The organism is Pseudomonas sp. CIP-10 (genome assembly GCF_020911845.1).
GTDB classification, from domain to species: domain Bacteria; phylum Pseudomonadota; class Gammaproteobacteria; order Pseudomonadales; family Pseudomonadaceae; genus Aquipseudomonas; species Aquipseudomonas alloputida.
On the sequence record NZ_CP087160.1, the window covers coordinates 5,144,429 to 5,157,500 of the forward strand.

A 13,072-nucleotide genomic window follows, 5' to 3' on the forward strand; every position below is an offset into this window, starting at 1 on the left:
CGCTTTAATGTATGAGCCTGCAGCCAAGTGTAATGGGTGTCATGGCCCTAGACCTGCTCGAGCATCAACCCGGAAATACGCCGTACTTTGCGCGCCACCGCTTCTTCGAAAATGCCTTGGCGTGGCTCGACCAGGCTGAAGCAGTGCTTGGCCCGAGTGATGCCGGTGTACACCAGTTCTTTGGTCAGCACCGGGTTGAGCGCATCCGGCAGCACCAGGGCAGTGTGGCTGAACTCCGAGCCCTGGGACTTGTGCACGGTCATGGCGAATACCGTTTCCACTTCGTTGAGCCGGCTCGGCAGAACGAACCGCACACCACCACTGCCGTCGTTGCGCGGGAAGGCCACACGCAGCAGCGGCTGGCCCTGCTCATCCGGCAGGCGCAGGGCTATACCGATGTCACCGTTCATCAGGCCCAGGCCGTAGTCGTTGCGGGTCACCAGCACCGGGCGTCCTTCGTACCAAGGCTGCTGGCTGTCGATCAGACCGGCATTGTGCAGCACCCGCGCCACCCGTTCATTCAGGCCTTCGACCCCCCAGGCGCCCCGGCGCACCGCGCACAGCAACTGGAAATCCTCGAAACTGCGCAACACCTTGCCCGCCCATTGCTCCCAGGCGGGGTCGTCAAAGGCGGTATCAAGTGCTGGCCGGTAACGCCCAAGGGTGCGCAGGTAGCTGCGGTAGCCTTGCGGTCCATCGGTACCGCGGTTCAGACCGTCCAGTAACAGGCGGTCGAAAGCACGATCCTGCTCGTGCTTGAGCGACAGGCTGTGCACGTCAGCAGGCGGCGCGGCCAGCAGGTTGCGCGCCGCGTGAGCATCCTGACGATTGACCAGTCTGGCCAACTGGCCAATACCGCTGCCTTCACCGAAACGCCGTGAAAACCGCAGCATCACCACTTGCTGAGCCAACGGGTGGCGCTGCTCATCGCCGGCCTTGAGGCCACTGCCGGCCAGCGACTCGCCACTGACCTGCTGAAGCCACGCTGCAGTCGCCGGCGAGTAAAAGCCCTCCTCAGCATCCCGGCACAGGTCACCCAGTACCGCGCCGGCCTCGACCGAGGCCAACTGGTCCTTGTCGCCCAGCAGCACCAGACGCGCCCGCGGCGGCAAGGCATCGAGCAGGTTGGCCATCATTTCCAGGTCGATCATCGACGCCTCGTCGACCACCAGCACATCCAACGGCAACGGGTTGCCAGCATGATGGCGGAAGTGCCGCGAGCCCGGGCGACTGCCGAGCAGGCGATGCACGGTGCTGACTTCAGTGGGGATTTGCCCGCGTACTTCGGCGCTGACTTGCAGGCGCTCGACTTGCTGGCCAATGGATTCGGTCAGGCGCGCAGCGGCCTTGCCGGTCGGTGCAGCCAGGCGGATGCGCAGTGGCCTGCCCTGCTCCACTGCCGGCGCCTGCAGCAACGCCAGCAGGCGCACCACGGTGGTCGTCTTGCCAGTACCGGGGCCGCCAGTGATGATGCTGAAACCAGCACGGGTGGCCAAGGCACAGGCGAGCTTCTGCCAGTCCAACTGGCCAGCTGGCGCGCCGCCCTCGAACAGTTGCGCCAGGCGCTCTGGCAGATCCGCAGGCGGTGCTTCGGCCTGACTCAGGCGCTGGCGCAGGGCATGGTCGATGCGCCGTTCGTAACGCCAGTAACGGCGCAGGTAAAGGCGCTCGCCACTGCGTACCAGCGGCCGCGCTTGCTGGCCAGGCGTATCACCTGCGGCCACCAGCGGGCTGGCGACGATGCGCTGAAGCCAGGCATTCAAGTCAAGGTTGGCCAGCAGTTGCGATGGCAGTAGCAAAGGGCCGATAAGGGCGTCACCTTCCGGCGGCAACGACAGGGCGAAATCCGGCTCGGCCAAGGTTTGTTGCAGGTCGAGGCAGACATGTCCGTGCCCCAGTTGGTGGCTGGCCAGCGCTGCCGCCAGCAATAGCAAGGGATCACTGCCGGGGGCGCGCTCTTCCAGGAACGACACGAATGCGCGGTCCAGGGCACGTAGCCAGCCCCGCTCAACCCAACGGTCGAGTAATTGCAGCAGGTCAGCGCTGTTGTGCTGCGGTGCCAGCGCCAGCAGGTGCTCTGCGTGCAACGGGGTGGGCAACAGGTCGACAAGGCTTCGGCTCATGGCGCAACTCCGGCAAACAGGTCCTGCTGTACCGGCGCGTGCTCGCCACGGAACAGTGCATCGAGGCTTTCGATCAGCTCACGCGGTGGCTTGGCGTGGTACACGCCGTGGCCGCTGCTGCTGGCACCGCGCAGGAAGATGAACAGGGCGCCGCCAACATGGCGGTCATAATCGTAGTCCGCCAGCCGCGCGCGCAACTGGCGGTGCAGGGCCAGCAGGTACAGCACATACTGCAGGTCGTAGCGGTGCTCAAGAATCGCCTTTTCCATGGCCATGGCATCGTAGGCCTGGATGTCCGCACCCAGCCAGTTGGACTTGTAGTCGGTCACGTAGTAACGCCCGTCCAGCTCGAACGCCAGGTCGATGAACCCTTTGAACATGCCGTTTAGCACGGTCGGCTGCGCAGCTGGGCGCGCCAGACCGGGGTGGGTGTGGCGTGCCACCAGGCGATCGAGTTGTTCTGCGTCGACCCGGTGGCTGGCGAACCAGAATTCCATTTCGATCTGGTAATGACGCAGTTGGCCCAGCGTTACGCTCTGGTCGCTGCCCGGCAGCGGCAACGCCTCGCTCAGCAAACGTTGCATCCAGTGGCTCAGGGTGGGGATCCAGCCGGCCCAGTCACGGCGGTTGCAGCGCTGGCCAACGGTACGCTCTATCAGTTGAGGGTTACCGCTGACCTCGCTGAAGCCCTCACGGCCTGCCCACTCCAGCAAACCATGGAGGAAGGTGCCGGGGTTAGGCCCCCGTGGGAATCGATGGATATCGCCGCTGTCGGCCGGGACCTCGCGCAACACCTGGGCATCGGGCACCTCGTCATCCAGCAGTTGCTGGGCCTGCGAGCTGTCGGCGCCGAGGGTCTGATCGCCGACACGAAGGGCACTGTACGAAGCGATCCACCAGTGCTCGGCAGCCGCATGGCGTGGCCTGCGTGCTGGCAGCAGCTCACGTTCGGCGTGTGGCATGCGATACATCTGCTCATCCGCCTGCGGCAGGCCCGGGCAAGTGATGTGCGGGCAACTTGCCGCCAAAGCCTGCAACCAGTCCGTCAGCTGCGCCGAGCCAGCCAGGGCCAGGCCGCCCCCCAGCAGGTAGCCAAACGCCGAGCGGTGCAGCTGCGAGCTCTTCTGATTACCGCGCTTGAGGTCGGCGACACCCAGCCAGCAAGCATGCTGGGCGCGGGTCAGGGCCACGTAGAGCAGGCGCAGGTCTTCGGCCAGGCGCTCGTCGTCAGCGCGCTCGATCTGCTCCTGGTCAGGTGTGAGGGTGAGGTGGGCGTTACCTTCGCTGTCATGCCAGGCCAGCGGCAGACGGCTACCATCCACCGGTTTGCTGGTGCAGATGAATGGCAGGTAGACCAAGGGATATTCCAGGCCCTTGGACTTGTGGATGGTCACCACCTTGACCAACTGTTCGTCGCTCTCCAGGCGCAGGATCTGCTCTTCACCGGCCTGACCGGAACTGGCCAGGTGCTCGGCCAGGTGGCGGATAAGCGCCTGTTCGCCGTCCAGCTCGCCAGCGGCCTGCTGCAGCAGCTCGGCCAGGTGCAGCAGGTTGGTCAGCACCCGCTCGCCATCACTGCGGCGGATCAGCGTACGCGGTAGCTGGAAGTCATGCAGCAGGTGGCGCAACATCGGCAACACCCCTTGGCGCTGCCAGGTGTCGCGGTAAAGGCGAAAGCGCATCACCCAGCTCTCCCAGACCCGCTCGTCCTGGTTAAGCCGGTCCAGCGCAGCCAGCGACAGGCCCAGTGTAAGGCTGGCCAAAGCAGCCTTGAGCAGGCGCTCTGAGTCAGGCTCGGCGCAGGCCTTCAGCCAGGCCAGCAGGTCGTGGGCTTCCTGGGCGGCAAACACCGAGTCCTTGTCGGACAGGTAGACACTGCGCACCTCGCGTGCGGCCAGTTCGGCGCGGACCATCTGCGCCTCATGGCCATCGCGCACCAGGATGGCAATGTCCGAGGGCAAGCAGGCGCGCAATTCGCCTTCGGCATTCTGGAAACCCGCCGTGCCCTGCTGGCCACCATTGAGCAAGGCCACAATATGGCTGGCGCAACTGGCGGCCAGTTGCTGGCGGTAAACGCTGCTGGAGACTGGCTCTTCACTTTCCAGCTGCCAGCATTGCAGGGCTGCACTGACTTCACCGTCAATCAGCAGCTGTTCGCCACGCCCCTTGGCGCGCACCTCGATGAATGGCAGCGGGTTGTCATCGGCCTCGCGGAACAGGAATGCCCCCCGCCCCGCTTCACGCGCCTCGGCCTGCAGGAACACCTGGTTGACGGCCGCCACCATGGCTTTGCTGGAGCGGTAGTTGGTGTCCAGGCTGTGCAGACGGCCGCTGGTGGCGCGCCGCGCCGCAAGGTAGGTGTAGATGTCGGCACCGCGGAAGGCGTAGATCGCCTGTTTGGGGTCCCCGATCATGAACAGACCGGTTTCGGCGCGGTTTTCACTGATCTGGTAGATGCGCTCGAAAATGCCGTACTGAACCGGGTCGGTGTCCTGGAATTCGTCGATCAGCGCAACCGGGAACTGTTCACGGATCAGGCTGGCCAGGCGCTCGCCGGCCTCGCTGGCGAGTGCGTGCTGCAAGCGCACGAGCATGTCGTCGAAGCCCATTTCTGCACGCCGGCGCTTCTCCACTTCGAAACGTGCCGATACCCAACTGGCCGCGTGCTCGAGCAGAGGGGCATCCGGGCTGTCCAGGGCCTGCAGTTGTTGCTGCAAGTGCTGCATGGCGTTGAGGGCTGGGTGCTCGGGAGGCTCTCCCTTCCAGGCCTCGGCCATGCCCGCCGGGGTCAGCCGGGTAAAACCGGTGCCCAAGTCGAGCTCTACCAGTTGCTCATCGCTGGCCCAAGCGCAGAGCTTGTCGAACCAGGGCTCGAAGTAACGGGCTTGCATCTTGCGGCCGTCGACCTGCTTGGCGGCCAGCGCCTCGCGGCAGATTTGCCGCAGTTCCTCGGCCCACTGTGCCCATGGTGCCTTGATCCGGGCCAACTGTGCGCCACGTTGCTGTAGCGATGCCTGGATCAATGCAGCGGGCTCTGGCCCATTCTGCTGGGCGCGCACACGGCCGAACAGTGGGCGAATGCGTGGCAGCAAAGCGTCGGGGCTCCCCCAGTTGCCGCGCACCCAGGCCAGTGCGTCACCTTGCATCCCATAGCAGAAGCGCCGCCAGTAATCGCGCATGACCTGGCCCAACAACTCGCTGTGGTCGGTTTCCAGGGTCTGGGTGAACAGGCTGCCGCTGTCGAAGGCATGCTCGCGCAGCATGCGCTGGCACCAGCCATGGATGGTCGATACCGCAGCCTCGTCCATCCACTGCACGGCGATTTCCAACCGGCCGGCGCAACGCGGCCAGTTCTCTTGTGGGTAATCGTCACGCAGTTGGTGCAACAGCGGATCGGCCCCTTCCAGTTCGCCACGGAAGAACCGTGCGGCTTCAGCCAGGCGGGCGCGGATACGCTCGCGCAGCTCTTTGGTGGCGGCGTCGGTGAAGGTCACCACGAGGATCTGCGGTGGCAGCAGCTCGCGCTCGAAGCCCTGTTCGCCACCGTGACCGAGGATCAGGCGCAGGTACAGCGCCGAAATGGTAAAGGTCTTGCCCGTGCCGGCGCTGGCTTCGATCAGCTGGCTACCGTGCAGGGGGAAACTCAGTGCCAGAGGACGGTCCTGGGTCATGCGCCTTTCTCCGGGTTGCCCAAGGTCTGCCAAGGGGCGGTGAACAACGGGCGGTACAAGGTCTCACACCAGCCTTCAAACGTTTCGTCAGCGGTGAGTGCTGCAAAATCTCGGAACTGGCGAGCCAGCGCAATGCTTTCACTTCGCTCGCCAAAACTGGTGCGTTCGTCGCCTTCGTAGGCGCGAGCTGCTGCGGCCATGGCTTTATCGGCATCGTCCTGGGCCAACCAGGCGAACGCGGTCTTGGCCGCGACTGGCAACGGCGCATTCATTGCCGCCTGACGGGCCACCAACAGGTCGCCCAGCAGTTGCGCGGCCAGCGCTTGCGGCAGCGGTGCAAGCAACAGGGTCAGGTCACTGGCTACCAATGCACTGTTATAGGGGTAGCCCGCTGCACAGGCCGCCAGGTGCGTAACCCAGGGCGCGATAAGGCGGTGCCACTTCAGGTTGTTGCGCCCGGCACTGATGGTGTTGGGTACTGTGGTGATGCTGAGAAGGCTCTGATCTTCCGCCTGGAACACCCGGCCCAGCCAGCCCTCCAGACGGTGCTGACCGTGCTCGAAATGCACCGGTAAAGCGCCCTCGACCAGCTGTGGCCAGCGTTGCAGCAATTGTTGGTGACGTTGCAGCAGGTCCGGCAGCGGTTCGACCAATTCGTTTTGCAGCAGTTCGCCGAAACCGGCTAGCGGCAGCAAACCGCAGGCCTGCAGGCGTCGGGCCTGGGCGCGCAAGGCCTGTTCAGCGTTGTCCGGTTCGGCCAAGGCGGCGCCAAGCAGGCTTTCACTGGCGCCGTAACGTTGCAGGGTATCGAGGACGAAGGGCTCTTCGTCCGGGGTCGGCGCTTCCAGCGCCTCAAAGTAAACCTTCAAGCGCTGGCTGAAGAAGTGCCGTACCGGGTGGCGCAAGAAGTCATTCAACTGGTGCAGACTCAGGGCTTCAGCGTCCAGATAAGGCGGCAGGCCCGGCTCGCTCTGCTCGTCTGCCTCACCTTGCTGGTGCAGCACCTGCCATTCATGGGCATAGCTGAACAATGGGCTGCCCTTCTGGAAGTACCGAGGGCTGAACGGCTGCAGCGGGTGCTCCTGGGTCAGTGCGTGCAACAGTTGCTCGCCCGGTTTCGCGGGCTGGCCCTGCTGCGCGTCGGCCAAATGCCAGCCCGCAGCGATGTGATCGCGCAACTGGCCGATCAGCACCGAGGCCGGGCGTTCGCTATTGTCGCGGATACTGCGCCCGACCCAGCTGACATACAGTTGGTCACGTGCTGACAGTAGCGCTTCAAGCAACAGGTAACGGTCGTCTTCGCGGCGTGAGCGGTCGCCCGGGCGATAGTCGCTGGCCATCAGGTCGAAGTCCAGCGGTGGCTGCGCACGCGGGTAATCGCCATCATTCATGCCCAGCAGGCAAACCACCCTGAACGGGATCGCGCGCATGGGCATGAGTGTGCAGAAGTTGACCGAGCCGGCGAGGAAACGTTGTGACAGCTTGCCCTGATCGAGGCCCGACAGCCAGGCTTCACGCACCACGGTCAGCGGTAGCGGGTCGTGCAGGCCGACGGTCTCGCACACCTCAAGCCAGCTATCACGCAGATCCTGCAACTGCATCAACAGGAATTCATCACCCTCGTCCTCGGCGAGGAAGAACACGTGCAGCAAGGCATGCAGTCGCTCGCCCCACTGGCTGACGGTGGCAGGCTCGGACAAGGCCTGGCAGGCGACTTCGAGCGCATCGAGCAACGCGACCAGCGGGCCGATCAGTGCCGCGTCCAGGCCACCGATTTCATCGTAGGGCTCAATACCATCACAGGCCTCACCCACCCCCACGGCATAACCCAACAGCATGCGGCGCAAGCCGAAACGCCAACTGTTCTGTTCGAGCCCGGCGGGCAAGCCCAGGCTTGCCCGCTGCGCGGCGTCAAGGCCCCAACGAATGCCAGCGCCCTCGATCCAGCGGTGCAGCGTGGGCAGATCGTTTTCGCGGATGCCGAAGCGGGCGCGGACTGCCGGCACGTCCAGCAGGTCGAGCACTTCGCTGACCGCGAAGCGGCTGTCAGGCAGTTTGAGCAGGTGCTCAAGCGCGATCAGCAAAGGTTCGCGACCACGCTGGCCCTGGTCTGTCAGGGTGAACGGGATGTAGCGCGGGTCGTTGCGCTGCAACTGGCCGAAGACGGCGCGGATATGCGGCGCGTAAGTGTCGATGTCCGGCAGCATGACGATTACGTCGCGCGGGCGCAAAGTCGGGTCGGCGCTGAAGCGGGCCAACAGCTGGTCGTGGAGGATCTCCACTTCACGTTGCGGGCTGTGCGCGATATGGAAGCGGATCGAGCGGTCTTTTGTGGTGTCGACTGGTGGCCACCGTTCGCGGCTCTCGGCGAGCGGGCGCAATTCCAGGATGTCGTCCTGCAGTTCGTTGAGCAGCGTGGTGGGCGAACCGTCGCTGAACAGGTCGATGCGGCCGTCGCTGAACACGCCCTGGTAGCTGCCCGGGTCATCATAGCTGTCGAGCAGGTTGATGTAGTCGCGGCCTTGTTTACCCCAGGCAGCCAGCAACGGGTGGGCATGCTGGTGCAGCGTCTGGTCGTCCAGTTGCAGGGGCATGCCTTGCTTGCGTTGCTGGCGTTTGTACTGGTGGCGCAACAGGTCCTTGTCGGCGACGATATCGGCCCAGTGGTGGCGGCATGGGTTGTGTACGCACAGCAATACCTGACTGAAACGCGACAGGCCTGCCAGCGCTTCCAGGGCCTGGGCCGGCAGCGAAGAGATACCGAACACGATCACCCTCGGTGGCAGCCCTGCAGGCGCCTGCTCCAGGCTGTTGATGCGCTCGATGAAACGTTGGTGTACTCCGGCGCGGCTCTGCGCCATGCCTTGCTCGCCAACATCCTCCAGCAATGCTCGCCACAACTCGGCTTGCCAGCGGTTGCCTGGCGGCAGTACTTTGCGCTCGCCGCGGGCCGTGTTGATGACGTGCTCGCCACTGGCCCAGTCCTTGAGCCAATCGGCACGGTAGACCTGGTACTGGTCGAACAGGTCGGCCAGGCGCTCGGCTAGCTGGTAGCGCTTGCGCAAGTCACTGTCGTCGGTGAGGAAGCGCCGCAGTGGCTCGAAATGCGGACGCTCGATGAGCGCTGGCAACAGACGCATCAGCCGCCAGGTCAGTGGTGCCTTGTCGAGCAGAGACACTTCGGGAATTTCGCTACGGCCAAGCACGCTGCGGTAGAGCTGCCACATAAAGCTACCGGGCAGTTGCACATCGATGGCAGCGGCGATGCCGCAGCCGCCTTGGTCATCTTCCAGCGGATCTTCAGCCAGGGCCAGCTTGAGCCATTGGGCGATGCCATTGCTTTGCACCAGGGCAATTTCGTTTTCCAGAGGCGCCAGCGGGTAGCGACGCATCCAGCTCACTACCAGGCTACGCAGGTCGTCGAGGCGGTTGCCGTGGACGATCATGAAGCCTGGGTGGAGATGGGCGGTGTTGGGCATCGGAAGGTCTCTGGAGGCGCTGATGGCTGAGAGGGGAACGATATCACGCGCACATGAAACGGCCGAATGCCATCAGGCTGTGGGAGCGGGCACTTCAACGCGGTGCCATCCGCAGCGTGGCACTCCCGATCCATAGGGGAGGTGACGTTGGTGGCCTGGAGAGTGTGCGCCCCTGCCTGGCGTTGCCCCCTTCCCCGTAGGAGCGGGTTTACCCGCGAACACCGGCGAAGCCGGTGCCATCTCCGCTCTCGAGTAGGTCCAGTTTTTTTGCCCACAAAGACAAAACCCCTACCTGCGTGCGCAGATAGGGGTTTTGCGAAATGAATCTTGACGATGACCTACTCTCACATGGGGAAACCCCACACTACCATCGGCGATGCATCGTTTCACTACTGAGTTCGGGATGGGATCAGGTGGTTCCAATGCTCTATGGTCGTCAAGAAATTCTGTTGCCAGAATGTCCAGATGGACAGCCCAGCGAATTCGGATATGCGATATTTGTGGTCTTACGAATTTTCGGGTCTTTCGTCTTCACCACCACAATCTGCGTAGCAGATTGCTTGGGTGTTATATGGTCAAGCCTCACGGGCAATTAGTATTGGTTAGCTCAACGCCTCACAGCGCTTACACACCCAACCTATCAACGTCGTAGTCTTCGACGGCCCTTTAGGGGATTCAAGATCCCAGTGAGATCTCATCTTGAGGCAAGTTTCCCGCTTAGATGCTTTCAGCGGTTATCTCTTCCGAACATAGCTACCCGGCAATGCCACTGGCGTGACAACCGGAACACCAGAGGTTCGTCCACTCCGGTCCTCTCGTACTAGGAGCAGCCCCTCTCAAATCTCAAACGTCCACGGCAGATAGGGACCGAACTGTCTCACGACGTTCTAAACCCAGCTCGCGTACCACTTTAAATGGCGAACAGCCATACCCTTGGGACCGGCTTCAGCCCCAGGATGTGATGAGCCGACATCGAGGTGCCAAACACCGCCGTCGATATGAACTCTTGGGCGGTATCAGCCTGTTATCCCCGGAGTACCTTTTATCCGTTGAGCGATGGCCCTTCCATACAGAACCACCGGATCACTAAGACCTACTTTCGTACCTGCTCGACGTGTTTGTCTCGCAGTCAAGCGCGCTTTTGCCTTTATACTCTACGACCGATTTCCGACCGGTCTGAGCGCACCTTCGTACTCCTCCGTTACTCTTTGGGAGGAGACCGCCCCAGTCAAACTACCCACCATACACTGTCCTCGATCCGGATAACGGACCTGAGTTAGAACCTCAAAGTTGCCAGGGTGGTATTTCAAGGATGGCTCCATGAGAACTGGCGTCCCCACTTCAAAGCCTCCCACCTATCCTACACAAGCAAATTCAAAGTCCAGTGCAAAGCTATAGTAAAGGTTCACGGGGTCTTTCCGTCTAGCCGCGGATACACTGCATCTTCACAGCGATTTCAATTTCACTGAGTCTCGGGTGGAGACAGCGCCGCCATCGTTACGCCATTCGTGCAGGTCGGAACTTACCCGACAAGGAATTTCGCTACCTTAGGACCGTTATAGTTACGGCCGCCGTTTACCGGGGCTTCGATCAAGAGCTTCGCTTGCGCTAACCCCATCAATTAACCTTCCGGCACCGGGCAGGCGTCACACCCTATACGTCCACTTTCGTGTTTGCAGAGTGCTGTGTTTTTAATAAACAGTCGCAGCGGCCTGGTATCTTCGACCGGCATGGGCTTACGGAGCAAGTCCTTAACCCTCGCCGGCGCACCTTCTCCCGAAGTTACGGTGCCATTTTGCCTAGTTCCTTCACCCGAGTTCTCTCAAGCGCCTTGGTATTCTCTACCTAACCACCTGTGTCGGTTTGGGGTACGGTTCCCAGTTATCTGAAGCTTAGGAGCTTTTCTTGGAAGCATGGTATCAACCACTTCGTCGCCTAAAGGCAACTCGTCATCAGCTCTCGGCCTTGAAATCCCGGATTTGCCTAAGATTTCAGCCTACCACCTTAAACCTGGACAACCAACGCCAGGCTGGCCTAACCTTCTCCGTCCCTCCATCGCAATAACTGGAAGTACAGGAATATTAACCTGTTTTCCATCGACTACGCTTTTCAGCCTCGCCTTAGGGACCGACTAACCCTGCGTCGATTAACGTTGCGCAGGAAACCTTGGTCTTTCGGCGTGCGAGTTTTTCACTCGCATTGTCGTTACTCATGTCAGCATTCGCACTTCTGATACCTCCAGCAAGCTTCTCAACTCACCTTCACAGGCTTACAGAACGCTCCTCTACCGCATCATCATACGATGATACCCGTAGCTTCGGTGCATGGTTTGAGCCCCGTTACATCTTCCGCGCAGGCCGACTCGACTAGTGAGCTATTACGCTTTCTTTAAAGGGTGGCTGCTTCTAAGCCAACCTCCTAGCTGTCTAAGCCTTCCCACATCGTTTCCCACTTAACCATGACTTTGGGACCTTAGCTGACGGTCTGGGTTGTTTCCCTTTTCACGACGGACGTTAGCACCCGCCGTGTGTCTCCCATGCTCGGCACTTGTAGGTATTCGGAGTTTGCATCGGTTTGGTAAGTCGGGATGACCCCCTAGCCGAAACAGTGCTCTACCCCCTACAGTGATACATGAGGCGCTACCTAAATAGCTTTCGAGGAGAACCAGCTATCTCCGAGCTTGATTAGCCTTTCACTCCGATCCACAGGTCATCCGCTAACTTTTCAACGGTAGTCGGTTCGGTCCTCCAGTCAGTGTTACCTAACCTTCAACCTGCCCATGGATAGATCGCCCGGTTTCGGGTCTATACCCAGCGACTAAACGCCCTATTAAGACTCGCTTTCGCTACGCCTCCCCTATTCGGTTAAGCTCGCCACTGAATATAAGTCGCTGACCCATTATACAAAAGGTACGCAGTCACCTAACAAAGTAGGCTCCCACTGCTTGTACGCATACGGTTTCAGGTTCTATTTCACTCCCCTCTCCGGGGTTCTTTTCGCCTTTCCCTCACGGTACTGGTTCACTATCGGTCAGTCAGTAGTATTTAGCCTTGGAGGATGGTCCCCCCATATTCAGACAAAGTTTCTCGTGCTCCGTCCTACTCGATTTCATTGATAAGAGATTTTCGTGTACGGGGCTATCACCCACTATGGCCGCACTTTCCAGAGCGTTCCACTAATCTCAAACCAACTTAAGGGCTGGTCCCCGTTCGCTCGCCACTACTAAGGGAATCTCGGTTGATTTCTTTTCCTCAGGGTACTTAGATGTTTCAGTTCCCCTGGTTCGCCTCTTGCACCTATGTATTCAGTACAAGATAACCAGCTTATGCTGGCTGGGTTCCCCCATTCAGAGATCTCTGGATCACAGTCTGTTTGCCGACTCCCCAAAGCTTATCGCAGGCTACCACGTCTTTCATCGCCTCTGACTGCCAAGGCATCCACCGTATGCGCTTCTTCACTTGACCATATAACCCCAAGCAATCTGGTTATACTGTGAAGACGACATTCGCCGAAAATTCGTACGTTGCTCTTTCGAGCAGAACTCACAAATTTTACCTTAGCCTGATCCACCAGCAGTGAAACTGGTGTTCAGTCTATATCTATCACATATCCGAATTTTTAAAGAACGATCTGACAAAAGCCAGAAATCAACATTCGACGCGAATGCTCATTTCTGAGTTTGATCAAGGTACAGCAAGTGGTGGAGCCAAGCGGGATCGAACCGCTGACCTCCTGCGTGCAAGGCAGGCGCTCTCCCAGCTGAGCTATGGCCCCGCATATTGGTAGGTCTGGGCAGATT

Annotated in this window: 3 protein-coding genes, 2 tRNA genes and 2 rRNA genes (1 of these 7 only partly in view); all 7 read right to left on the reverse strand. The window is 60.9% G+C overall.

Going from position 1 to position 13,072, the window contains the following annotated elements:
- Positions 1-47: 47 nt before the first annotated feature.
- Positions 48-2,123 carry an exodeoxyribonuclease V subunit alpha gene (gene recD / locus LMH93_RS23265; protein WP_003251565.1) on the reverse strand — a complete coding sequence of 692 codons (2,076 nt, stop codon included), beginning with the start codon at positions 2,121-2,123 and terminating at the stop codon, positions 48-50.
- Complete coding sequence (gene recB, locus LMH93_RS23270; protein WP_004575982.1) at positions 2,120-5,794, reverse strand: exodeoxyribonuclease V subunit beta; 3,675 nt, start codon at positions 5,792-5,794, stop codon at positions 2,120-2,122. Before recB ends, recD begins: the two co-directional genes overlap by 4 nt.
- Complete coding sequence (gene recC / locus LMH93_RS23275; RefSeq protein WP_230064641.1) at positions 5,791-9,273, reverse strand: exodeoxyribonuclease V subunit gamma; 3,483 nt, start codon at positions 9,271-9,273, stop codon at positions 5,791-5,793. Before recC ends, recB begins: the two co-directional genes overlap by 4 nt.
- 325 nt (positions 9,274-9,598) lie before the next feature.
- Positions 9,599-9,714 (reverse strand): 5S ribosomal RNA (gene rrf, locus LMH93_RS23280).
- Positions 9,715-9,844: 130 nt separating this feature from the next.
- Positions 9,845-12,737, reverse strand: a 23S ribosomal RNA gene (locus tag LMH93_RS23285).
- Positions 12,738-12,971: 234 nt separating this feature from the next.
- Positions 12,972-13,047, reverse strand: a tRNA-Ala gene (locus LMH93_RS23290).
- A gap of 6 nt (positions 13,048-13,053) precedes the next feature.
- Positions 13,054-13,072 (reverse strand) — tRNA-Ile (locus LMH93_RS23295) (it continues 58 nt past the right edge of the window).

Excerpts from the sequence above, each read along its gene's own strand:
- recD (WP_003251565.1), bottom strand. The coding sequence starts at position 2,123 with ATGAGCCGAAGCCTTGTCGACCTGTTGCCCACCCCGTTGCACGCAGAG.
- recB (WP_004575982.1), bottom strand. The coding sequence starts at position 5,794 with ATGACCCAGGACCGTCCTCTGGCACTGAGTTTCCCCCTGCACGGTAGC.
- recC (WP_230064641.1), bottom strand. The coding sequence starts at position 9,273 with ATGCCCAACACCGCCCATCTCCACCCAGGCTTCATGATCGTCCACGGC.